This is a genomic window from Clostridium sp. AT4, assembly GCF_001517625.2.
GTDB lineage: Bacteria > Bacillota > Clostridia > Lachnospirales > Lachnospiraceae > Enterocloster.
The window spans coordinates 216375-240358 of sequence record NZ_LN999827.1; the positions used below are offsets into that span (position 1 = coordinate 216375).

Sequence of the window (23984 nt, forward strand, 5' to 3'; positions counted from 1 at the left end):
AATAAAGTATATTCTTTCTGTCAGGATTTGTCAATGGAAAATGGTGGAATTACCTCTACTTTCCATCTATCTCCTCGGCCCTCTGAACATCCATATGATCATAAGTATCACAAGAACCGGCCAGATGTGGGCCAGTATAAAGCCGGCCAGGCCTACGATGCCGAAAAAGACGCTCATTATAAGAAAAATCACGCAAAATACTACAAGGCCTGCGCCCAGGCGCACATACCACTTACTGAAATCCAGAAAATGAATATGGCTGTGTCCGGTATAGGAGTTTTCCTGACCGTTTCCCTGACTGCCAAAGGGACTCCGGGAACCGGTGCCTGCTTCCCTCTCCTCTGCCGGACCGGAGCCGTATTCATCATAGCCGTCCGGACGATCCTCCGTATCATATGCCGCATCCACAATGGTTCTGGCAATAATCCTGGGGCCTCCCAGGCTTTCTGTCACTTCCTCTTCCGTACTTCCCTTTAACACCTCCTGAGAAATATAATCATCATAGTATCGGATATTTTCCTGAATGGCTGAATGGGTCACACGTCCCTCAAGCTCTTCCTTTAATCCCTGTAAAAATTCATTTTTGGTCATCTATTCTGCCCTTTCTTTTATTAAGCCTTCCCGGTATGCTGCCACCAGTTCTTTTAAATCCGCAATCTGTGCCTTGAGCTCCCGTCCCTTGTCCGTATCTGCCACCATAATCCGGCGAGGCATCCTCTCAACCATAGATACCTTGGGCGTACTGTCCTTTTTAGGATCAAAGGGCATATGCTCTGCCAGCGACAGCTGATGGGAATTATAAATCAGCGTATAGCCCGCAATGCCTGTGGTGCTCTGATAAGCCTTTGACAGCCCTCCGTCAATGATAAAGAGCTTTCCGCCTGCTTTTACCGGCTTTTCACCGTCCTTCAGCTTTACAGGCACATGGCCGTTGATAATATGGGAGCCCTCCACCGGGAGACCGAACTCCTCTAAAATACGGCAGCAGACCTCTTCGCTCTCGCTGAGCTTATAGTAAGGATTCATATTTTCCTTATGCGCTGCCTTATCTTCTACAAAATAATGTTCAAATGTGGTCATCTTATCCTTACCGAACACAGGAGACTTGGCTCCGCACCAGAGGTACCACATAAGATCCAGTGCTTCCTGCTTTTCCTGCTGTCCGTCCGGCATAAAATAGGCGTTGTGGATCTGACGGCCCAGGTAATCCATCAGTTCTTTTCCCCTGTATTCCTTTCCTCCAAAGGTAAGCCCTTCAAAGGTACCATCCTTTCTCATGGGAATACAGCCATGGTAAAGAAGGTTGGAATTGCAGCAGGTGTAAATGCTCCCGTGGGAATAGAGGAAGCGCACATGACGATGGAGAACCTCGCTGTGGCGGAAGGAGGCGGACAGCACCCGCAGAAGCTCCTTCTCCCCCCTTGTAAGTTCCAGCGGATTTCTTGGATCGATCGTCGGGAAATTGATATCCAGCATGGGATAGGCCCTTCCTCCGATCGTTACGGTTCCCATTTCATAATCCACAGCCGGAAGCAGGAGCCGGTCCTCCATCCCATACTCCGGATGGCGCATGATCATAGCTCCTTCCACCTTGAATTGAATGACAGCGATCGCCTTGTGCATCCTGGCAGCCAGTCCGGAATCCACTGCGTCGTAAAGATTTTCATCCAGGATCCTGGGCATAAAACGCTCGCACGGATCATCCTGATACACCCGCGCCGCAAACATGGAAAGTGGGCGCAGATTGATACCGTAGCCATCCTCCAGCACATCAAAGCTGTTGTAGCTTATAGCGATCCGCAGTACATTGCAGATACAGGCCAGATTGCCCGCAGCAGCCCCCATCCAGGAAATATCGTGATTTCCCCACTGGATATCCACATCATGGAAGCTCATCAGCTCCTGCATAATGATATCCGCCCTGGGGCCTCTGTCAAAAATATCCCCAATAATATGGAGATTATCAATGGTAAGATTCTGGATCAGCCGGCAGAGCGCTGCTATAAACTTATCCGCAATACTGGTGTCTATGATCGAATGGATAATCTCATTGTAATAAAGCTTTTTATTTTCATCATTTCCATCCACATGAAGCAGTTCATCAATGGTATATGCATATTCCTTCGGCATCTTTTTGCGGACCTTGGAACGGGTATACTTGGATGCCACCTCCCGGCAGATCTGTACCAGCCGGTAAATGGTGATACGCTGCCAGTCCTCCGTATATCTGCCCTGCTTCATCATCCTGGGCAGATGGCGCTCCGGATAATAGATCAGGTTTGCCAGCTGCAGCTGCTCCTCCTCCGGGATCACATATCCAAAAGTTTCCTTGATCTTCTCCCTGATAATGCCGGAGGAAGACCGAAGCAGATGAATAAAGGCTTCATATTCTCCATGAAGATCGCTGAAAAAATACTCCGTTCCCTTAGGCAGACTGCAAATTGCCATCAGATTTACAATTTCCCCTGTCGCTTCCTTCACAGAAGGAAATTCCCGCGCCAGAAGCTGCAGATATGCCACGTCTCTCATAATACATCCCCCCGTACGTCGATTGTTTGAGTTTCCGCATTTTGCAGTGTGCCCTGGAGTCTGGTGCGAAATGCGGAAACTCAAAACTGTACACTTATTGCAATTTCGCTAGGATTATAGTACCATATTTGTAGCATATTTTAAAGTTTTTCCCATAAAACATGATTTAAAAATTTATGACAAACTCTTTTGGAAAGGAAAATCTATGGAAAAATTATATGTATTCGGAACTGGAAACGCCCAGGCAGTGCACTGCTACAATACCTGCTTTGCCTTAAAAGATGAGGATGAATTTTTTATGGTCGACGCCGGAGGCGGAAACGGAATCCTTAAGATTCTGGAAGAAATGAATGTGGATCTTTCTCATATCCACCATATTTTCGTGACCCATGAGCACACGGATCACATTTTGGGGATCGTATGGATGATCCGCATGATTGCTGCTGCCATGAAAAAAGATGCCTATCGGGGACAGCTTCAGATCTACTGCCATCCGGATCTTACCGAAACTATTTCCACCCTCTGCCGCCTGACATTGCAGGGGAAATTTTACAACATGATCGGAGAACGGATTTTCCTTGTTCCTGTAGAGGATGGAGAAACCGTACACATTCTGGATTATGATGTGACATTTTTTGATATTCTCTCTACCAAGGCAAAGCAATTCGGCTTCACCACGGTTTTAAAAAACGGGAAAAAGCTTACATTCGCCGGAGATGAACCATTAAACCGCGAATGCGTATCCATTGTAAAGGGAAGCTCCTGGCTGCTCCACGAAGCCTTCTGCCTCTACAAAGACAGAGACCGCTTTAAACCATATGAAAAGCATCACAGCACCGTAAAGGAGGCCTGTGAACTGGCCGAAGAGCTTAAAATCCCCCATCTGCTTCTGTGGCACACCGAAGATAAACAGATCTCTGAACGCAAGGCGCTCTATACGGCAGAAGGACATACCTATTACCGGGGAGAACTGTATGTGCCGGATGACCGTGAGATCATCGCACTGTAAATCCGGCTGCAGGATCTCCTTGATACAAGTTACAGCAGCGAAAAAATGCTCCGGCAGTCTCATAAACTGCCCGGAGCATTTCCTATATCACTGTACGGTCTCACTCACCCATAGCCATCTCATAGATGCGGATCATGTCTTCCTCATCCAGTTCCCGGATGCCTGTCAGCCTGCGTGCTCCGCCTCCGGAGCATTTTTCTGCCATCACCTTAAAGTATGCAGGATCCACGCCCAGTTCCTTTAAGCTCACCGGCATATCCAGGGATTTAAAGTAATCTTCCGTTTCCCGGATACCGGCCTGCGCCGTACGCTCCGGATGTTCAAAATCCATCTCCTGATTCCATACATTCACTGCATACTGCGCAAAACGGTTCACATCATTCTGATATACATATCTGGCCCAGGAAGCCCAGAGCGCCGACAGGCCTGCACCATGGGCGATCCGGTCGTCCATTCCCGACAGTTCATGCTCTAACTGATGAACCGGCATAAATACCTGTCTTCCTGCTCCGGTCAGGTCATTGTGGGAAAGGCTTCCAGCCCACATCAGTGCCGCTCTTGCCTCATAATCCTCCGGATTTTCATGGACAATCCTTCCTGCTTCGATCACAGCCTTTAACAATCCCTCCGCCATACGGTCTGTAAGGCTTGTATCATGTCCCAGACTGAAATACCGCTCCAGAGTATGCATCATAATATCCACTGTGCCGCAGCCTGTCTGGAAGGCATTTACGGTATAGGTCAGCTCCGGGTTACAGATGGAAAATAAAGGCCTGTGAGTTACACTGTTAAAACCTCTCTTTAGGCCGTTTTCCTCGTTAGTGATCACGCAGGAGGCGCTCATCTCACTGCCTGCGGCAGCCAATGTAAGAATAACACCAACAGGGAGGGCCTTCTTCGGAACAGCTTCCTTCATATGGAATTTCCATACATCCACATCAGGATTCCCTACGCCGTCTGCTATGCACTTGGAGGAATCGATCACGCTTCCTCCGCCTACTGCCAGGATAAAATCTACCTGTTCCCTCCGGCACAGCTCAATACCCTTTCTTGCCATGGAAAGAACCGGATTGGCCTGAACGCCTCCTAGCAGCACATATCCGATCCCTTCTTCCTCCAATGACCTGCAAACCGTATCAAGAAGACCCGTCCGCTTCACGCTTCCTCCGCCAAAATGAATGAGAACCTTCTTAAAGCCATACTCCCGGATCAGCTTTCCCACCTTAAGATGGGTATCCTTTCCAAAAATCATCCGCGTCGGTGCATAAAATTCAAAATTTTCCACGTTTACTCCTCCTTGTCCTATGCCGCCTCATGCAACCCCACATGGCTCGCATTCTGTCCTTATTTTACCACATACGCATCATTTTCTCAATTTAATTTGGCCGTCTCTTCCCCACCATCATATTTTCCCATCCCGCCCCATAGACTGTTCTCAGGACCTTATTCTAAAGAGGTACTTTTGATGAAGCTTTTCCCTCATTTTATTTCCCATATTTCCAGTTTTTTCCACAAGCACTCCCAGGCGGTCATTTGGGCAGAGCTTGCAGCACTTGTATTTCTGTTCTCCGGCCTTTTTCCGGCCTTTCACCAAAAAGCCTTAAACGTTCTTTCCGGCCGCCCTTTGGCATCTTCCTCCGATGCCTCAAAATCCCCGGCAAAAAGCAGTATAAAGTGGGTGGATTTTAATGTAACAGCCGAAGCCTTAAATCAGGCCTTCCGCTATGATGTAGATACCGTTCAAAGCCCGATTCATCTAAACTGGGTCGATCTTCTTGCTCTCCTTGGCAGCCGGTACGGCGGAGATTTTTCCTCCTACCGGCCAAAGGATATGGAAGCCATGGCAGAAGCGGTATTAAAGGGTGAAACGACAATGGACACACTGAAAGAAAAATCGAAGAACTTTGACTACTACAGAGAAGCATACGGAGCCGTCCTGGACGGAATGGTAGGAGTATTTAAAGCGGAAATCCCTGTAAGCGAAGCCCCGCCGGAATATGTCTCTGAAAATCAGGATCAGGACTCTGGCACCATCTGGGTCACAAAATACGGCCTGAAAGCCTTTTCTCCCATCGCCAAGGGCTTTCCCTACAATGATTATGATGATTTCGGGGCAGCAAGAAGCTATGGCTTTAAGCGCCAGCACCTGGGCCATGACATGATGGGGCAGGTAGGAACACCCATTATCTCCGTAGAGTCCGGCTATGTGGAAGCCATTGGCTGGAACCCCTATGGCGGCTGGAGGATTGGGATCCGCAGCCTGGATCAGAAACGTTACTATTACTACGCCCATCTGCGCAAAAACTACCCCTACCAGTCCAATCTCTCTCAGGGTTCCTATGTCCAGGCCGGAGACGTGATCGGCTATCTGGGCCGCACCGGCTACAGCACTACGGAAAATACCAACAACATCGACACACCACACCTCCATTTCGGACTGGAGCTGATCTTTGACGAAGCCCGCCGCCAGGAGGGAAAGGAGGTGTGGATCGACTGCTATGGGCTGATCCAGTTTCTGGAACGCAGCCGCTGTGAAACAGTCAAGGTAGAGGGCACCAAGGAATGGATCCGCGTCTATGGCATGAAGGAAGCGGATCCACAAAGGGGCGGCAATCCCCCCGAAGAAGGCAGTTCCCCGGAAGAAGGCAGTTCTCTGGCTCCTTCTATGACAGGCGGTGGATAAACAGCCCGCTTCTGAGTTTTGGCTCAAACCAGGTGGATTTAGGCGGCATCAGCTGTCCTGCATCCGCCACCGCCAAAAGCTCTGTAATGGAAGTGGGATACATGGAAAATGCAAGCTTCATATCGCTGTCCGCTCTGCGTTCCAACTCCTTTAATCCCCGGATTCCTCCGATAAAATCAATTCTGCAGTCTGTTCTCGGATCACCGATTCCAAGAACAGGTCCTAAAAGCTGATCCTGAAGAATGGATACATCCAGCCCTGCGACCGGATCTTCACTCTCATATTCCGGCCTTATCTTCAGACCGTACCATTCTCCCTCCAGATACATTCCAAAGGTTCCCTTCTGATCCGGGGCAAAGGCCTCCTTTCCCAAAAGATGAATCTCAAATTTTTCTTCTGCTTTCTTTAAAAATTCCTCTTTTCCCAGACCATTTAAGTCCTTTACCACCCGGTTATAGGGCAGGATCATCAGCTCATCATCGGGGAACAGAACAGACAGAAAATAGTTAAAGGGCTCTTTTCCTGTGTAGTCCGGGTTTTCCTGCCGTCTTTTAAGTCCCGCCTTGACGGCTGAAGCCGCTCTGTGGTGGCCGTCTGCAATATAGGCCGCAGGAAGCTTCTCAAAGGCCTCCTCTACTACCTTTACCATCCCGGGATCACCTATTTTCCATACCCTGTGGCGGATACCGTCCTCTGATACAAAATCATACAGAGCCTTCTCCTTTTTTGCCTGCTCCACCAGGCGTTTTAATTCCTCCTGCCTGCGGTAAGCCAGAAAAATAGGGCCTGTATGGGCGTTGGTGGCATCCACATGGCGGATGCGGTCCTGCTCCTTGTCTTCTCTGGTATTCTCATGCTTTTTGATGACCCCGTTTATATAGTCATCCACTGCGCAGCAGGCCACGATCCCGGTCTGGCTGCGTCCATCCATGGTAAGCTCATACAGATAATAGGCAGGATCGGAATCTGTTACATATATGCCCTCTTTGATCTGGCTGTCAAGAAGCTCCCTGGCCTTTTCATATACCCGGTCATCATATGTGTCTACCTCTGCCGGAAACTGTGTCTCCGGACGGTCAATATTTAAAAATGAATATGGGTTCCCCTTGACGGCCTCACAGGCCTCCTGCCGATTATATACATCATAGGGGAGGGCCGCTGTACGGGCCGCCATCTCCCCCCTGGGTCTGATACAGATAAATGGTTTTACTGCTGCCATAATTTTTCTCCTCTTTCTATTCTCCCTGTCCGCAGAGGCCAGAGACTCAAAAAGCCCTCACAGCCATCCGGCTGATCGCAGAGACCAAAAAGCCTCCACAGCCGGCCGGCCATGAAGGCTCTTACAATTCACACTGCCGATGCCTTAACATCACAGGCTTCATTATCACTTATTTTACCTTGCGCACCCTGAGCACACCCTCGATGGCTTTTAATTTCTCAATGGTAGCCGCTTCCGGCTTATGCTCCAGATCCAGAAGCGTATAAGCATACTTATCACGGCTCTTATTTGTCATGTCCGTAATATTTACGCCCTGGGCTGCCAGAATTCCCGTAATCTGTCCGATCATATTTGGGATATTCATATGAAGCACCGCGATCCGGCTCTCTGCCTGGCATACACCCATATCGCAGGCCGGGAAATTCACGGAATTGCGGATGTTTCCATTTTCCAGATAATCCGTCAGCTCTTTAACAGCCATCACTGCACAGTTATCCTCAGACTCCTTTGTGGATGCTCCCAGATGAGGCGTCAGGATCACACGATCCATATTGGCTGCTTTGGGATTGGGGAAGTCGCTTACATAGCGGGCCACCTTACCGGATGCCAGCGCCTCTGCCATATCGTCATCATTTACCAGTGTGTCTCTGGCAAAGTTTAATACTACCACGCCATCCTTCATCATGTCCAGCTTTTCTTTATTGATCATGCCCTTTGTAGACTCCATAAGCGGCACATGAACGGTTATGTAATCACACTCCTGGAAAATGGTGTCCACATTGGTAATATGCTTTACATTTCTGGAAAGCCTCCAGGCGGCATTAACAGAGATATAGGGATCATAGCCATATACATCCATTCCCAGATGGGTAGCTGCGTTTGCCACTTCTGCGCCGATGGCTCCAAGACCGATGACACCCAATTTCTTTCCCTTTATTTCACAGCCTGCAAAGGCCTTTTTGCTCTTTTCCGTTGTCTTCGCAATCTGGGGATCTGCGGCATTTTCCTTACACCATGCAAGTCCTCCTGCAATATCTCTGGAAGCCAGGAAGAGCCCTGCCAAAACCAGCTCCTTTACGCCGTTTGCATTGGCTCCCGGAGTATTAAATACCACGATTCCCTTCTTGGCACATTCATCCAGAGGGATATTATTCACACCGGCTCCGGCACGGCCTACGGCCAGAAGTCCTTCCGGAAGCTCCAGCTCATGCATGGAGGCGCTGCGCACCAGAACCGCATCTGCCTCTGCCATCTGATCGGTAAAGGTATAATCTGCCGGGAACAGCTCGGTTCCGCAGGCAGCAATTGGATTTAAGCACTGAATCTTTTTCATTTCCCCTGCCCCCATTTCTTCTCAAACTCATCCATAAAGGCTACCAGCTTCTCCACGCCCTCCATGGGCATTGCATTGTAAATGCTGGCTCTCATGCCTCCTACGGTACGATGTCCCTTTAAGTTTTCAAGACCCGCTGCCTTAGACTCCTTTACAAAAAGCGCATCCATTTCCTCATTTCCCGTGATAAAGGGAACATTCATAAGGGAACGGTCCTTCTTTTCCACTGTTCCCTTAAAGAGACGGCTCTGATCCAGGAAATCATAGAGAAGCTTTGCCTTCTTCTCGTTGCGCTTTTTCATTTCCTCCAGACCGCCCATTTCCTTTAGCCACTTAAATACCTTGCCGCAGATGTAAATGCCATAAGTAGGGGGGGTGTTGTACAGGGAGCCTGCATCCGCATGGGTCTTGTAGCGCAGCATGGTGGGTGTTCCATCCAGTACATCCTCTCGGATCAGATCCTCTCTGATAATGGCAATGACCGTTCCTGCAGGTCCTACATTTTTTTGGGCACCTGCAAAAATAAGGCCGTATTTCGTCACATCCACCGGCTCAGATAAGAAGCAGGAAGACTGGTCTGCCACCAGATCCTTGCCCTTTGTATTGGGAAGGGTCCAGAACTTGGTTCCGTAAATGGTGTTGTTCTCACAGATATACACATAGTCCGCATTTTCTGAAATGGGAAGATCGGAACAGTCAGGAATATAGGAAAATGTCTTGTCTGCACTGGATGCAACAGCATTTGCCTGTCCGTACATCCCGGCTTCCTTATGGGCCTTTTTCGCCCACTGTCCGGTGATAATGTAATCTGCTACCCGGTTCTTCATCAGGTTCATGGGAACCATGGCGAACTGCTGGGATGCGCCGCCCTGCATGAAAAGCACCCGGTAATTATCAGGAATCTGTAAAAGGTCCCGCAGATCTGATTCCGCAGCCTTGATAATGTCATCGTATGATTTTGAACGGTGGCTCATCTCCATCACTGACATTCCAGTGCCTCTGTAATCCAGCATCTCTGCTGCAGCTTCCTTCAGAACAGCCTCCGGCAGCACAGCCGGACCTGCGGAAAAATTATAAACTCTGCTCATCCTGTCTCCTCCTTATTCTGGGTGCCTTTCATTTTTTGCCCTGCATCTGTATTTATATATATGCAGACAGTTTTTCACTATGCAGACTGTCCGCCTATATTCGCTTTATCATGATGTAGTGATAATGCATTGAAAACACTATACTCCTTTTTTACGAAATTTTCAAGCATAAATTTCAGAATATTTTTCCTTTTCTCTTAGTATTTCCAAAAAAATACAGCCAGATCAGGAAGGCGACTTAATACCTTCCTGCCAGCTGTATATTTACTATCCAATTTTCAAATCTGTATCATCAAAGGCATCTGCAATGGGTGCTCCCGGAGATACCATGGGAAATACCTTATCATCACAGCCGATCTGACAGTCGATCACAACGGGAATATTCAGGCTGATGGCCTCTCTTAAAACCGGCTCCAGCTCCTCCTTCTGGGTCACACGGTACGCCTTTGCGCCCATGGCCTCTGCAATCTTTACAAAGTCCACTGCATCATTGAGCACCGTCTGGGAATAGCGCTTTCCGTAAAAGAGCGTCTGCCACTGACGCACCATTCCCAGCACATGATTATTTAATATCACCTGAATCACAGGGATATTGTAACGGGTGGCAGTAGCGATCTCGTTCATATTCATGCGGAAGCAGCCGTCTCCGGCAATATTGATCACCGTCTTGTCCTTACAGCCCATCTTGGCTCCAATGGCTGCTCCCAGGCCATAGCCCATGGTTCCCAGACCGCCGGAGGTTAAAAGGGATCTGGGATAGCGGTATTCATAATACTGGGCCGCCCACATCTGATGCTGTCCCACCTCAGTGACGATCACAGCGTCTCCCTTTGTCATCTCATTGATGGTCTGTATGATAAACGGCCCTGTAAGCACAGACTTGTCGTAACGCAGAGGATACATATCCTTCATCCGCTCAATATGGGCGATCCATTCGTCATGGTTGATGGGATCCAGCCTGGCATTGAGCTTTCTCAAGATGACCTTGGCGTCTCCGATGATCCGGGCATCCACATGGATATTTTTATTGATTTCCGCACGGTCAATATCAATCTGGAGAATTTTGGCATTTTTTGCAAATTTGGAGGCATTTCCCGTCACGCGGTCGCTGAAGCGTGCTCCCACTACGATCAGCAGATCTGCCTCTGTGATACCGAAATTGGAGGTTTTTGTGCCGTGCATGCCTACCATGCCTGTATAAAGCTCATCGGTGCCGTCATAAGCACCCTTTCCCATCAGGCTGTCCGCCACTGGAGCCTGTATTTTTTTGGCAAATGCCCGCAATTCCTCCGATGCATTGGAGATCACAGCTCCGCCTCCTACAAAAATAAAGGGCTTCTGAGCTTTGCGGATCATGGAAATAGCCTGCTCCACATCCTCCTCTAAAATGGAATCGCTCTGACGCACAATAGGCTCCGGAGCCTGAGGCTCATATTCACATACAGCCGCAGTCACATCTTTTGTGATATCGATCAGCACCGGGCCGGGCCGGCCGGTCTGGGCTATCGTGAAAGCACGGCGAATCACCTTTGCTAGCTTATTTATATCTTTTACAATGAAATTGTACTTGGTAATGGGCATGGTAACGCCTGTAATATCAATCTCCTGGAAACTGTCCTTTCCCAGCAGGCTGTTAGCTACGTTGCAGGTAATGGCAACTACGGGAACGGAGTCCATATAGGCGGTGGCGATTCCTGTTACCAGATTGGTCGCACCAGGGCCGGAAGTAGCCAGACACACTCCTACTTTTCCTGTGGCTCTGGCATATCCGTCTGCCGCATGGGAAGCGCCCTGCTCATGAGAGGTAAGAATATGGGTAATCTCATGCTGATGCTGATACAGCGCATCGTATATATTCAGGATGGCTCCGCCCGGATAGCCAAACACCGTATCCACTCCCTGTTCCTTTAAACATTCAATAACGATTTCTGCCCCCGTCAATTTACTCATAGTCCTGTTACTCCTTCTCAAAGGGATTTTGATTTTATCTTCTTACTGCTTTACCTGAAGGATAGCGCCCTTGTCCGCGGAGGTCACAAGGGAGGCATATCTTGCCAGATACCCCGAGGTCACCTTCGGTTCTCTGGGCTGCCATTTTGCCCTTCTTGCTTCCAGCTCCTCACCGGATACAAGGACATTCAGGGAATGATTGTCAATATCAATGGAAATCCGGTCCCCTTCTTCCACCAGTGCAATAGGGCCGCCCACTGCTGCCTCCGGGGATGCATGGCCGATGGAAGCGCCTCTGGAAGCGCCGGAGAACCGTCCGTCCGTGATCAGAGCTACCGTAGAGCCCAGTCCCATTCCTGCAATAGCGGAGGTAGGATTGAGCATCTCTCTCATACCGGGGCCGCCCTTGGGGCCTTCATAGCGGATCACAACTACATCTCCCGCAACGATCTTTCCTCCCTTGATGGCTGCAATAGCATCCTCCTCACAGTCAAAGACTCTGGCCGGACCTTCATGCTTTAACATCTCAGGCGCAACGGCAGAACGCTTTACCACGGCGGAATCCGGGGCCAGATTGCCCTTTAGGATGGCGATGCCGCCGGTCTGGCTGTAGGGATTTTCTACCGGGCGGATCACCTCTGGATTTAAGTTTGGACAATTCTTTATATTTTCTCCCACGGTCTTTCCCGTTACGGTCATGCAGTCCAGATTTAAAAGTCCCTTCTTGCTGATCTCGTTCATCACCGCATAGATGCCTCCGGCCTCGTTTAAGTCCTCCATATAGGTAGGGCCTGCAGGAGCCAGATGGCAGAGATTCGGGGTTCTGGCGCTGATCTCATTGGCAATATCCACGTTTAAATCCACGCCCGCCTCATGAGCAATGGCCGGAAGATGGAGCATACTGTTGGTGGAGCAGCCCAGGGCCATGTCCATAGTCATAGCATTCATAAAGGCTTCTTTTGTCATAATATCCCTTGGTCGGATATTTCTGCGGTACATCTCCATAACCTGCATGCCGGCGTGCTTTGCCAGCTTAATACGTTCGGAGTAAACAGCCGGGATGGTTCCGTTGCCCTTAAGCCCCATTCCCAGAACCTCTGTTAAGCAGTTCATGCTGTTAGCTGTATACATGCCGGAGCAGGAGCCGCAGGTAGGGCAGGTTTTTCTCTCGTATTCTTTTACGTCTTCCTCGGTAATGGTTCCGGCTGTATAGGCACCCACTGCCTCAAACATGCTGGAAAGACTGGTCTTGTGTCCCTTTACGTGGCCTGCCAGCATGGGGCCGCCGCTGACAAATACGGTAGGCACATTGATCCTGGCTGCAGCCATCAGAAGCCCCGGCACATTTTTATCGCAGTTGGGAACCATAACAAGGGCGTCAAACTGGTGGGCCAGCGCCATGCACTCTGTAGAATCTGCAATCAGGTCTCTTGTTACCAGAGAATATTTCATGCCGATATGACCCATGGCAATGCCGTCGCAGACTGCAATAGCCGGAAACACCACCGGAGTACCTCCTGCCATGGCTACGCCCAGTTTTACAGCCTCCACAATTTTATCCAGATTCATATGGCCCGGCACGATCTCATTGTAGGAGCTTACAATACCCACCATGGGCTTTTTCATCTCTTCTTCCGTCATTCCAAGGGCATTAAACAGGGAGCGGTGAGGCGCCTGCTGCATACCGGTCTTTACTGCATCACTTTTCATATGTCCGATCTCCTTTTATGGGGTTATTTCTGTATTTAAGCCTCTGTCCGGCAGATGCGCGCTGCAATCTGATCGCCCATTTCTCTGGTACCCACCTTTTTGCAGCCTTCAGCCATAATATCGCCTGTGCGGTATCCGTCCTCCAGCACCTGGCGGACTGCCTCCTCCACTGCATCAGCCTCCTGATCCATGTCAAAGGAATACCGCAGCATCATTGCGGCAGAAAGTATCGTCGCAATGGGGTTTGCAAGATCCTTTCCCGCAATATCCGGCGCGGAGCCGTGGCTTGGCTCATAAAGGCCGAAGCGGGTTTCATTTAAGCTGGCGGAGGACAGCATACCGATAGAGCCTGTGATCATGCTGGCTTCGTCGGAAAGAATATCGCCAAACATATTTTCCGTAAGGATCACGTCAAACTGCCCCGGATTCATCACCAGCTGCATGGCGCAGTTGTCCACCAGCATATGGGACAGCTCTACCTCCGGGTAGTCCTTTGCCACTTCCTCCACTACCTTTCTCCAGAGCCTGGAGGAATCCAGCACGTTGGCCTTATCCACGCTGGTAACCTTTTTGCGCCGCTTCATGGCGATATCAAAGGCTTTTACCGCAATACGGCGGATTTCCTTCTCATTGTAGGTAAGGGTATCCACGGCTGTCATAACCCCGTCCACCTCTTCTGTATGACGTGCTCCGAAATACAGGCCTCCCGTGAGTTCCCTCACGATCACCATGTCAAAGCCGTCTCCGATGATTTCTTCCTTTAAGGGACAGGCCTTTGCAAGCTGGCTGTAGAGATAGGCCGGACGGATGTTGGCAAAGAGTCCCAGTCCCTTGCGGATGGCTAACAGCCCTGCCTCAGGACGCTTATCCGGTGCCACATCATACCAGCGGGAATTTCCCACATCTCCTCCCACTGCTCCTAAAAGGACTGCGTCACTCTCTCTGGCAGTCTCCATCGCCTCATCTGTAAGGGGCACTCCATATGCGTCAATGGAACAGCCGCCCATCAGGATCTCTTTATATTGAAAGCAATGACCATATACTTCTCCCACACGATCCATCACCTTTTTGGCTTCTCTTACAATCTCAGGACCAATCCCATCTCCGGGAATCAGAGTTACATTATAATCCATTCCAGCATTCCCCCTTTATTACTATTCGCTCAGGTTATATCTTTCCTATCGCTGACAATTTCTTTTTATCATATCTCATAAAGGGGTGTATTTCAACCGTTCTGTCTGAATTTTTGTACTTGCAAATATACAATTTTGGAATTGCCTGTATAATCAAAAGTTATACCGCATTTATCTTCTACCTGAATTCCCGGATCATGCAGTACTGCTTAAGGTCAAAGTTTTTCTGTACAATTCCAAAGATCTTAAAGCCGAAATGCTCGTACATGGGAACATTGGCCGGATTATGTGTTTCAAGAGACACCATCAGGTGATGAGACTGAGCGTATGCGATCACCTCTTCCATGAGAACAGCCGCCAGCCCGTGGTGCTGCATAGTGGGGCGTACTGCCAGATAGATCACATGAAGGCGTTCCTCCTGATGAAGCTGATCGGTCCAGCGGGAATTTAAATAATCCCGCCCTTTTACAAAATTCCACAGTGTCTTTAAACTGGGATCTTCTTTTATCAGATACTCGTCCGTTCTCAGGCCGGCCCAGGCCTCTGCCAGATAAAAGGTCAGAGGATTATAGGGTTCCGATTCATCTGATACGACCAACAGAGCATTCATATCAGGACTTTCCGCAAAAATTTCACAGGTTTCAAAAAATTCCGTGAGATCGCATTCAAACAGCTCCGGAAGCAGCCTGTTTCTTGTTTCCTGATCCGGGATCAGCTGGCAGTACAGAGGATCTCCGGAAAAACATTCCACCAAAAGCTCCTGAAGCCTGGGCAGATCCTCTTTTTTTACCCTGTATAATTTATCACTTTCCATATTACGAAAACTGCACCTCCCTGTCAAAAACCTTCAGGCACTCTTCCATCTGTCCGATCAGCTTTTCCACAGAAGCTTCCATATACCGGATATCATCCCGGTAGCACTGTTCCTGGTTTCCTGCTACCTTAAGAAGTCTCTCATATTCATTCTTCAGATCTGCCCCATGGCCTCCAACTGTTTCCTGAGCGTTCTTCAGATCAGTCACAAGTTCAAACAGATTTTCATGGCGTATGATACGTCCTGCTCCCCATTTCAGCCGGTCTGCCGGCTGATTAAGCACATATTCCGTAAAATACCTGAACACCTCACGGTCAAATTGGAAGGCATAACGATTATTGTCAATCCCATATACGGCATCCAGACTGCCCTGAGCATCTCCCTGGCGCAGACAATCCAGTGCCTTGTAAATAGCTTCCAGATTGCTTCCTGCTGCTTCCTGAGGAAACAGCACTTCGTCATGCCAGTTCAAACGCACAAAATAATCCTGTTCCTTTCTGAATATATAAAGCAGGCGGCGGTTAAACTCCCGGCAGCAGCGCTCTAATTTCCGCAGATCGTTCTCTGTTCCTTCCCCCTGTCCATTCTCCCTATCAGCTTCCAAAAGCTCACCATATCTGTGGTTCACAGCCTTTACTCTGTCGTACAAATCTTCTGCCAGTTTCCCTGCCCGGTTCAGCTTTTTTAAAAGTTCTTCCTCACCGGCTCCGGTTCTGCCGCACATATCCGGGTCTACACTGGCTTTTACTGCCTGAAACAATCGTCCAAAGTCCAGCGGAACCACTGCCGCCCGGTCAATGGCAAGTACCAGTCTGCCATAGAGCTCATGGTGGAAACGGAATACGTCCTCCTGATAATACTGTTCATTGTCAAACTGGGAATGGTAATGGGTCTCCATAAACTCTCCCGCACTAAATTCATTTACCATAGACGGGATTCCCGCAATAGCCATGGAAAAATCATCTGACCAGGTCTGGATGGGATATACCACTTCCAGCCCTTCCGGATAAGCAGTCGGTATGTTGTCAATGCGTTTTACAAATTCTTCCATAAACGAAGCATATTCATATGTACACCTCACTCCGTCTTTCGGGCCGTGAGCATGAGCCGGAAGTTCGAAATTTAAGTCTGCAAACACCTTTCCCTGCCATTCCGGCCGGGCTGTGAAGACCTGCTCATAGGCTCCGGCAGACCAGTCATATTTGGAATTCACTACGCCCCACTCCTCCGCAGCCAGCGCGCAGAACACCAGCGTCTTATTCGGCTTATAGCCTGTCTTTAAAATAGCCCTTGCAATGCCAAACATCATGGCAACTGCCGCATTATCATCCTGAAAGCCCGTAAAATAGGAATCGTAATGGGCCGATAGCAGGATCATGGAATCCGTCTCACGCCCTGGGATGCTTCCTACAATATTAAAGGTTTCCTGATCTCTGATGACCGAAGAACAGGCGTCAAACAGCACCGTTGTCTCCCCATATGCCCGGTGTCCTTCCGCTGCCGCCAACGCCAGATCTGCTTTGAGCACAGCTGCGTCCGCCTGAGAAATAGAAAAAGCAGCAGCCTCCTTCGGTCCTGCGATATCCTGCGCATTTAAGGCCGTATTATGTATTTCCCCATATCCGTTATCCTGAACTGCGATCAGAGCCGCCGCTCCCTTTAAATGAGCCTGATAGACCGGAAAATTGATCCACCACTCTTCTCTCTGATTGATATCAATGAGGACCAGTTTGCCTGTGACATCTATATTTTCATACTGTTCTGCCGTTCCCCGGCCCAGATATACCATGGAAAACTTCTGAAAGCCTTCTGTATGAAACTCTGTCTGGTATGCTCCCAGCTGAAATTCATGCTCCTTTCCTTCACGGTCTTTATAGCGCAGCACTGCATGGTGGAAATCCCAGCTGTCCACGCAGATCTTATCCTTATGCACATCCGAAAGCCCCAGACGCTTCATTTCCTCAAACAGAATATCCCCGGTCTCAAGCTCTGCTTTGGATCCGGCAGTCCGGTATCCCAGTACAGGATTGGTTTTTGGTTCCTCCATCCTCTTTTCCAGACGGTAGGAATATTCTGTATCGACTGCTTCGATCAACTTCTGTTCCCAATTCTTCCATTTATCCATTTTCTGTTACCTCACTTGCTTCTTGCCTGTTTTGTAAACGCTTTAAGGAAAAAAGGCGCGGCCGGAGTTTCCTCCTGCTGCACCTGATGTTCCATTTTTGTTGACAGCCACCTCTCTTCTACTGAGCAATTTTGGCTCCGTCCTCTCCTACCAGATAATGATCCGGAGTAATGCAGTTTGTGAGCATATCTCCATTTTCAGAGCAATAATACTCCTTTTCATTCCAGGGAATCCATCCTGTCTGCATATAGCCCTCTGCGTCAAAGAAATACCACTTATGTCCAATTTCCAGCCAGCCTCCGGCAGGATACGTTCCGTCTCCCTGATCATACCACCATCTTCCGTCTTCTGTCTGTTTCCACTCACCGGCTGCTCCTGATCCTCCCTCTACTCCTGCGCCATCCGGATTCTCCCGGAAGGCAGCGGCCTGCCCACCATTTACATAGATGGTGTTGGAGGAAACCCACTCGCCCTTAATGGTCGGATCAAACTTATTCACAGCACGGACCTTTACCATGTAAGATTCATTTGGCTTTAACATGCGCTCCCGGCAGTTGATGCTGTTTGTCTCCGTTGTCAGGGAAGCTCCTACAATTTTATCTCCCCTGTATACTCTCACTTCATAACTTCCCGCTGTGCCGATGACAGGCCATGACGCAATCCCTTCCTGAGAAAGCGTTACACCTTCCATATCCTTTAAGGAATTCTGCATGGAAGGAAGGGTAACATCCAAAAGCAGTGTTTCACTGGAGTCCTGTCTGGTAGCCTTTTTAAACTCAGCTCCACCCTTCAGGGTAATCTTATCCGTTCCAAGAGATGTAAAATAATAATCGTCATTGGCAGTAAGCATAATCCGGATTTCCGGAACCGTATCCTCCGTCCATCCAAACCCTTCGTTCATTACCTCATAACCGTCTACATTGTAACGGCTGCTGCTGCTTTCAATTTCAATCGTCTCATCGCCATAATCTGTATCTGCCTCAATATCCGCCTTGATTGTCAGTGAAATAGATGTGATCTTTTTACGGCTTGCTCCATAAACAGGAACTGTTATACAGGCTGCCAAAAGTCCTGCAGCCAGTCCAAAGGCCAGCCTCTTTTTTAAATGTATCATATGCAAACCTCCCTGTTCTTGTATATATTAGATGCGATCCTATCACTAGAATATAAATTTTCACATGGAGTGTCAATGAATTTTTCCTTACAATTCCATTTGCCTGTCATTCCTTTTTATCGCGTTCCCACACAAAAAAAGCTCCGCCAGCTGTTCTCCTGACGAAGCTTTCTTCCTATTTCGCGTAATCGGTTACCCTGGATTCACGGATCACATTTACCTTGATCTGTCCCGGATATTCCAGTTCGCTTTCAATGCGCTTGGATACTTCCCTTGCCAGCAATACCATATCGTCATCGCTGATCTGCTCAGGAACAACCATAATACGAACCTCACGGCCTGCCTGAATAGCAAAAGATTTGTCTACTCCCTTAAAGGAGTTTGTGATATCTTCTAACTGTTTCAATCTGTTTGTATATGTCTCCAGCGTCTCACGTCTTGCACCGGGTCTTGCAGCAGAAATCGTATCTGCCGCCTGAACGATACAGGAGATAAGGCTGGTAGGTTCAACATCGCCATGATGGGATTCTACCGCATTCAATACAACTGCAGACTCCTTGTACTTTCTGCACAGGTCTGCTCCCAGCTGTACATGGGTGCCTTCCATATCATGGTCAACGGATTTACCAATGTCATGTAACAATCCAGCACGTTTTGCCAAACGCACATCCACCCCAAGTTCTGATGCTAAAAGCCCCGATAACTGCGCTACTTCGATGGAATGCTTTAAGGCATTCTGTCCATAGCTTGTCCTGAATTTCATCCTTCCAAGCAGCTTTACCAGTTCCGGATGAATTCCGTGGATACCAACTTCGAGACAGGCAGCTTCGCCCTCTTCCCGCATATTGTTTTCCACTTCTCTCCGTGCTTTTTCTACCATTTCCTCGATTCTGGCCGGATGGATCCGTCCGTCCACAATCAAACGCTCCAATGCGATTCTTGCTACTTCCCTGCGGATGGGGTCAAACCCGGATAAAACAACCGCTTCGGGAGTATCGTCGATGATCAATTCCACACCTGTCAGTGTTTCCAGAGTACGGATATTCCGTCCCTCACGGCCGATAATGCGGCCCTTCATCTCATCATTGGGAAGCTGTACCACAGATACTGTAGTTTCAGCCACATGGTCTGCCGCACAGCGCTGGATGGCTGTGACAACCAGATTCCTGGCTTTCTTATCAGCTTCTTCTTTTGCCTTGTTTTCAAGTTCCTTGATCAGTTTAGCTGTGTCATGTTTTACGTCTTCTTCAACAGATTTTAAAAGATAATCTTTTGCCTGTTCGGAGGTCAGACCGGATATCCGTTCCAATTCCTGTATTCCCTGCTCATACTGGGCTTCTACCTCAGCCGTTCTTTTGCCGAGTATATTCTCCCTTCTGATCAGATCTGCCTCCTTCTTTTCCATGGCATCTGCCTTCTTTTCAACGTTTTCTTCCTTGCTCAGCACACGCTTTTCATAACGCTGAAGTTCCGCTCTTCTTTCCTTGGTTTCCTTTTCCAGTTCATTCTTTGTCTTTAAAGATTCTTCCTTGGCTTCCAGGAGAGCTTCTCGCTTCTTTGTCTCTGCGGTCTTTAAGGCTTCGTCAATGATCTCTCTGGACTTTTCTTCCGCGCTTCCTACCTTTAATTCATACTGCTTGCGCTCATAGGAACGACCGGCGGAATGGGCAATAAACCAGGTGATCACAGCCGCGATTGCCGCACCGATCATCAAAGTGACCACTATCTGTAACACAGGAGCACCTCCTTATTTAGTTTTCATTGTACAAAATACAACATATTAATTTTATACTTTTTTGTAAAGAGTGTCAAGTCTTGATTTCCCCGGCTTTTGTGCATCCTGTAAAACATTTTTCCTGAAATTACGGCTTCTTCTACTCCTCTTGCCCACTTTGAACCTCTTGCATCACCCTGCGGATCACGTCATAGGAAAAGCCCCGTCTTCCCAAATACGCCCCCAAGCGATTTTTCTCTTTGAGATCAGAAAGATCTGCAGTTCGAAGGCGTTTTTTCAAAAGATTTCTGGCAGCCGCAAGGTCATCCTGAGCGCTTCCTTCCAGAATCCTGGAAATATCCTGGCGGTCCACTCCCTTTTGCTGCAGCTCAAACGCTATCTGGCGGCGGCTTTTTTTCTCCTGATTCATACGGATAAAATTCTCTGTATAGACTCTGTCATCAATCAGACGGTATTCCTTCAGAAATTCCATCACTCTGTTTATAACCTCTTTCGGATATCCGTCACCTGAAAGCTTCGTTTCCATCTGTGCTCCAGTCCTTCCCTGAGCCTGCAGAAGGTAAAGAGCCCGCTCTTTTGCCCTGGGAACCAAAATCTCTTCTAGGATCCGGAGATATACAGTTTCCGGCAGTTCAGAGCCTTCCTGAATATGAAACCGCTCTGCCTCCCCTCTGTATAAAGGAAAAGCAAAGTCCTCCTCTTCCAGGAAGACTTTGCACTTTCTCTTATTCACAGGGGTCACCGCTGTGACCCTCATGCTTCTTCATCCGCTGCCGGTTCTGCCGCAGGATCTTCTTTTGCTTCACTTTGAGAGGATGCAGGCCGGACATTCTCTGCCTGCGCTGCCTTTCTGGCCTCTGCCTCAGCCTCCTCTGCTCCCGGAAGCTGATAGCGCACTCTCACCTGTGCCTCGATCTCTGCACAGATCGCAGGATGCTCTGCCAGATACTGCTTGGCATTTTCACGTCCCTGACCGATTTTGGAACCGCCATATGCAAACCATGCACCGCTCTTTTCCACGATATTTTCCTTTACGGCCAAATCCAGGATATCGCCTGTTTTGGAAATCCCCTTTCCAAACATGATATCAAACTCTGCCTCTTTAAAAGGAGGAGCAATCTTATTCTTCACAACCTTTACGCGGACCCGGTTTCCTACAACCTCCCCTCCCTGCTTTAAGGTCTCTATCCTGCGGACGTCCATACGGACAGACGCATAAAACTTCAGAGCGCGTCCACCAGTAGTAACCTCAGGATTTCCAAACATAACGCCGACCTTTTCACGAAGCTGATTGATAAAGATAACCACACAGTTAGACTTGCTGATAATGGCAGTAAGTTTTCGAAGGGCCTGAGACATCAGACGGGCCTGAAGTCCCACATGGGAATCCCCCATCTCTCCGTCAATCTCTGCCTTTGGAACGAGAGCTGCAACAGAGTCCACGATCACGATATCCACAGCACCGGAACGAACCATGGTCTCTGTGATCTCCAGAGCCTGCTCGCCGTTATCCGGCTGAGAAATATAAAGATTATCAATATCTACGCCAATATTCCGGGCATAAACCGGATCCAATGCATGCTCCGCGTCAATAAAGCCCGCAATACCGCCCCGTTTCTGTACTTCTGCCACCATATGGAGCGCAACCGTGGTCTTACCGGAAGACTCCGGACCGTATACCTCGATAATCCTTCCCTTGGGGACACCGCCCAATCCCAGTGCAATATCCAGACTGATCGAACCTGTGGGAACCGTTTCTATATTCATATTCACACCGGATTCCCCCAGCTTCATCACAGAACCCTTGCCATAGGCTTTTTCAATCTGTGTGAGGGCCGCATCCAGGGCCTTTAACTTTTCTTCCTGATTCATATCTCTGTTTACGCTCATCTTTTCTTCCTTGCCCATATTTTCCTCCTAATGAAATCTCTCTTTCCGTCTGAAACCGGAGACGGCGCTTCGTTCCGAACAAATGTTCTTTTAATATAATCATAGTATAGAACCATCCAAATGTCAACGGATTTTTAGGGTGTATTATTACGTTCTGGTGCAGAATACCGGGGAGAGTGATCTGATTCTGCACGACAGAATGTACGGCTGCGTGCTGTATGGTAAATCCGGGCGAAGAACCCTGACACGGATGGTTTCTCCATCCAAAGACTGGAAAAGCTGTGAAATGACGCTGCAGCACAGGACAGATGGCCTGTGCTGCAGGTTCAGAATAGCATAGATTTCCTGTTTTTGCAAGGGTCTTCCTGACCGGAAGTTTTCCTTTCATCTCCCTTTCATCTTCCTCTGCCTCCAGAAAGGACAAAATAGGTTCCCGGAAAATTTTTTTTCATTGAGCTGCTTATGATACAGGTGATGATAATGATAAAAACAGGCATCAGGATGAACATAAAAAGAGCGCTGGCAGGTGTGGAGGGCAGAATGAGGGCCGCCGTTTTATTGAGCAGGCGGACCCAGGGAAAATGAACCGCATAAAGAAAGAAGCTGTTTTTTATGAGGTCTGCGGCAGGCGGAAGGGGAATGATGCGGATCAGGCATACCGCCGTGCATACCCCCCACAGGCGTGTAAGAACCGTGTGAAGAGGATGGCCATGGAGAGGAGCAGCCGGAAGGCCTGTAATCTGAAGCAGCCAAAAGAAAAACGACAGAATTGTGATCTGGATGAATAAGTGCTTCCACCGTTCCTTAAGAGACTCCGCAGGACGGCGCTCCAGATAATTTCCCAGCTGTTCCCTTCTCAAAGCAAAAAAAGCTGCCGCAGAATAATAAAAAAGAGCATCCAGATTAAGCCAGGGAAACGACACTCCCTTCCATAGACACAGGATCAAAAAGAGCAGAAAAAGGAGACCTCTTACGTTTTTTTTCAAAAGAACATACAAAACCGGAGCCAGGAGAATAAGCAGGATCAGCTGAAACAGATACCAGAACACAGGATTATAACCATAGTGCAGCAGAGCTTTAAGAAACTCCCCGGCAGTAAGCGGAACCGGCGGCTTTCCAATGATCTGACAGATGGCGGGAATCCTGGTTGCCGCAGCATAAGCCCCATAGTACAAACTATTCCAGAGAAGATAGGGAAGCAGGATTGTTCTTGACCGGGATCTCCATTTGGAAAACAGGCTGTTTAGCTGGAAATTTCTGTAAAATAAATACGCAGATATCATAAAAAAACCCGGCACTGCAATCTGAGCCAGCTGACTGGCTGCCAGATGTTCCAGCTGCTGTACCGTTTCCAGTTCCTGTTCCCCCGTTACAAAAAGTTCTCCATTTAAAGAGTGGGCCCATACGACCAGAAGACTGAACAGAAAACTGAGCCAATACACCTTATTTCTGAACCAGTCTTCTTCTGAAATTGTGTTTTGAACCCGTTCCTCCATTTTCCCACCATCCATTTTCCCGCAGCCTCCTAAAGGTGTGTACAAAAGTCGATCAAAGTCAGCTCCTGTATCTGCTTCAAATAGATGAAATTCAGATACAGAACCAAAAAGGGCCGCTTCCCGCAGGAAACAGCCCCTAAACATTGCCGCCTTAGA

At 48.6% G+C, this 23984-nt stretch carries 19 protein-coding genes; 2 read left to right on the top strand and 17 right to left on the bottom strand.

The features are described 5' to 3' along the window. Positions 1–66: 66 nt before the first annotated feature. Both BN3656_RS04230 and BN3656_RS04235 read right to left on the bottom strand, forming a co-directional pair. The gene (locus BN3656_RS04230; RefSeq protein WP_066544556.1) at positions 67–591 is read right to left on the bottom strand and encodes a DUF1700 domain-containing protein; all 525 of its coding nucleotides are present in this window, start codon (positions 589–591) and stop codon (positions 67–69) included. Next, on the bottom strand, positions 592–2529 hold the full coding sequence (locus BN3656_RS04235) for a fructose-bisphosphatase class III (RefSeq protein WP_066544558.1): 1938 nt from the start codon (positions 2527–2529) through the stop codon (positions 592–594). Between the two features lie 205 nt (positions 2530–2734). Between BN3656_RS04235 and BN3656_RS04240 the strand changes: the two genes are divergently transcribed. Then, positions 2735–3538, top strand: coding sequence for an MBL fold metallo-hydrolase (locus tag BN3656_RS04240; protein ID WP_066544560.1), 804 nt, complete (start codon positions 2735–2737; stop codon positions 3536–3538). Between the two features lie 100 nt (positions 3539–3638). Here BN3656_RS04240 and BN3656_RS04245 read toward each other — a convergent pair whose 3' ends face one another. Continuing rightward, entirely contained in the window at positions 3639–4823 is a 1185-nt protein-coding gene (locus tag BN3656_RS04245; RefSeq protein WP_066544562.1) for an iron-containing alcohol dehydrogenase, read from the bottom strand. Positions 4824–5003: 180 nt separating this feature from the next. Between BN3656_RS04245 and BN3656_RS04250 the strand changes: the two genes are divergently transcribed. Then, entirely contained in the window at positions 5004–6221 is a 1218-nt protein-coding gene (locus tag BN3656_RS04250) for a M23 family metallopeptidase (RefSeq protein WP_081422841.1), read from the top strand. Here BN3656_RS04250 and BN3656_RS04255 read toward each other — a convergent pair. The 14 genes from BN3656_RS04255 to BN3656_RS04320 all read right to left on the bottom strand — a co-directional run bounded on the left by BN3656_RS04255 (position 6202) and on the right by BN3656_RS04320 (position 23843). Continuing rightward, complete coding sequence (locus BN3656_RS04255; RefSeq protein WP_066544565.1) at positions 6202–7440, bottom strand: DUF1015 family protein; 1239 nt, start codon at positions 7438–7440, stop codon at positions 6202–6204. The genes BN3656_RS04250 and BN3656_RS04255 overlap by 20 nt on opposite strands. Positions 7441–7609: 169 nt before the next feature. After that, on the bottom strand, positions 7610–8773 hold the full coding sequence (locus BN3656_RS04260; RefSeq protein WP_066544567.1) for a phosphoglycerate dehydrogenase: 1164 nt from the start codon (positions 8771–8773) through the stop codon (positions 7610–7612). Beyond that, entirely contained in the window at positions 8770–9861 is a 1092-nt protein-coding gene (gene serC, locus BN3656_RS04265) for a 3-phosphoserine/phosphohydroxythreonine transaminase (RefSeq protein ID WP_066544571.1), read from the bottom strand. The genes BN3656_RS04260 and serC overlap by 4 nt, the downstream gene beginning before the upstream one ends. A 267-nt stretch (positions 9862–10128) precedes the next feature. Further along, entirely contained in the window at positions 10129–11811 is a 1683-nt protein-coding gene (gene ilvB, locus BN3656_RS04270; protein WP_066544572.1) for a biosynthetic-type acetolactate synthase large subunit, read from the bottom strand. A gap of 42 nt (positions 11812–11853) precedes the next feature. Continuing rightward, entirely contained in the window at positions 11854–13521 is a 1668-nt protein-coding gene (ilvD, locus tag BN3656_RS04275) for a dihydroxy-acid dehydratase (RefSeq protein WP_066544573.1), read from the bottom strand. Between the two features lie 35 nt (positions 13522–13556). After that, positions 13557–14654 (bottom strand): 3-isopropylmalate dehydrogenase, encoded by a 1098-nt coding sequence (leuB, locus tag BN3656_RS04280; RefSeq protein WP_066544574.1) that lies wholly within the window; start codon positions 14652–14654, stop codon positions 13557–13559. Between the two features lie 178 nt (positions 14655–14832). Further along, on the bottom strand, positions 14833–15468 hold the full coding sequence (locus BN3656_RS04285) for a GNAT family N-acetyltransferase (RefSeq protein WP_066544577.1): 636 nt from the start codon (positions 15466–15468) through the stop codon (positions 14833–14835). Between the two features lies 1 nt (position 15469). Further along, positions 15470–17593: a M28 family peptidase gene (locus tag BN3656_RS04290; RefSeq protein ID WP_066544579.1), complete on the bottom strand. Its 2124-nt coding sequence runs from the start codon at positions 17591–17593 to the stop codon at positions 15470–15472. Positions 17594–17711: 118 nt separating this feature from the next. Beyond that, on the bottom strand, positions 17712–18707 hold the full coding sequence (locus BN3656_RS04295; RefSeq protein ID WP_066544581.1) for a hypothetical protein: 996 nt from the start codon (positions 18705–18707) through the stop codon (positions 17712–17714). Between the two features lie 175 nt (positions 18708–18882). Continuing rightward, positions 18883–20418: a ribonuclease Y gene (rny, locus tag BN3656_RS04300; protein ID WP_347460705.1), complete on the bottom strand. Its 1536-nt coding sequence runs from the start codon at positions 20416–20418 to the stop codon at positions 18883–18885. A gap of 163 nt (positions 20419–20581) precedes the next feature. Next, positions 20582–21175: a regulatory protein RecX gene (locus tag BN3656_RS04305; protein ID WP_242962934.1), complete on the bottom strand. Its 594-nt coding sequence runs from the start codon at positions 21173–21175 to the stop codon at positions 20582–20584. A gap of 20 nt (positions 21176–21195) precedes the next feature. Further along, on the bottom strand, positions 21196–22314 hold the full coding sequence (gene recA, locus BN3656_RS04310) for a recombinase RecA (protein ID WP_242962949.1): 1119 nt from the start codon (positions 22312–22314) through the stop codon (positions 21196–21198). Next, on the bottom strand, positions 22262–22720 hold the full coding sequence (locus tag BN3656_RS16605; protein ID WP_167544858.1) for a hypothetical protein: 459 nt from the start codon (positions 22718–22720) through the stop codon (positions 22262–22264). The genes recA and BN3656_RS16605 overlap by 53 nt, the downstream gene beginning before the upstream one ends. 7 nt (positions 22721–22727) lie before the next feature. Continuing rightward, a complete protein-coding gene (locus tag BN3656_RS04320) occupies positions 22728–23843 on the bottom strand; it encodes an acyltransferase (RefSeq protein ID WP_242962935.1) in 1116 nt (371 codons plus the stop codon). Between the last annotated feature and the right edge of the window lie 141 nt (positions 23844–23984).

Bases quoted from the DNA above. Each gene is read 5' to 3' on its own strand.
- BN3656_RS04230 (WP_066544556.1), bottom strand. From the start codon at position 591: ATGACCAAAAATGAATTTTTACAGGGATTAAAGGAAGAGCTTGAGGGA.
- BN3656_RS04235 (WP_066544558.1), bottom strand. From the start codon at position 2,529: ATGAGAGACGTGGCATATCTGCAGCTTCTGGCGCGGGAATTTCCTTCT.
- BN3656_RS04240 (WP_066544560.1), top strand. From the start codon at position 2,735: ATGGAAAAATTATATGTATTCGGAACTGGAAACGCCCAGGCAGTGCAC.
- BN3656_RS04250 (WP_081422841.1), top strand. From the start codon at position 5,004: ATGAAGCTTTTCCCTCATTTTATTTCCCATATTTCCAGTTTTTTCCAC.
- BN3656_RS04255 (WP_066544565.1), bottom strand. From the start codon at position 7,440: ATGGCAGCAGTAAAACCATTTATCTGTATCAGACCCAGGGGGGAGATG.
- BN3656_RS04260 (WP_066544567.1), bottom strand. From the start codon at position 8,773: ATGAAAAAGATTCAGTGCTTAAATCCAATTGCTGCCTGCGGAACCGAG.
- serC (WP_066544571.1), bottom strand. From the start codon at position 9,861: ATGAGCAGAGTTTATAATTTTTCCGCAGGTCCGGCTGTGCTGCCGGAG.
- ilvB (WP_066544572.1), bottom strand. From the start codon at position 11,811: ATGAGTAAATTGACGGGGGCAGAAATCGTTATTGAATGTTTAAAGGAA.
- ilvD (WP_066544573.1), bottom strand. From the start codon at position 13,521: ATGAAAAGTGATGCAGTAAAGACCGGTATGCAGCAGGCGCCTCACCGC.
- leuB (WP_066544574.1), bottom strand. From the start codon at position 14,654: ATGGATTATAATGTAACTCTGATTCCCGGAGATGGGATTGGTCCTGAG.
- BN3656_RS04285 (WP_066544577.1), bottom strand. From the start codon at position 15,468: ATGGAAAGTGATAAATTATACAGGGTAAAAAAAGAGGATCTGCCCAGG.
- BN3656_RS04290 (WP_066544579.1), bottom strand. From the start codon at position 17,593: ATGGATAAATGGAAGAATTGGGAACAGAAGTTGATCGAAGCAGTCGAT.
- BN3656_RS04295 (WP_066544581.1), bottom strand. From the start codon at position 18,707: ATGATACATTTAAAAAAGAGGCTGGCCTTTGGACTGGCTGCAGGACTT.
- rny (WP_347460705.1), bottom strand. From the start codon at position 20,418: ATGATCGGTGCGGCAATCGCGGCTGTGATCACCTGGTTTATTGCCCAT.
- recA (WP_242962949.1), bottom strand. From the start codon at position 22,314: ATGAATCAGGAAGAAAAGTTAAAGGCCCTGGATGCGGCCCTCACACAG.
- BN3656_RS16605 (WP_167544858.1), bottom strand. From the start codon at position 22,720: ATGAAAGGAAAACTTCCGGTCAGGAAGACCCTTGCAAAAACAGGAAAT.
- BN3656_RS04320 (WP_242962935.1), bottom strand. From the start codon at position 23,843: ATGGATGGTGGGAAAATGGAGGAACGGGTTCAAAACACAATTTCAGAA.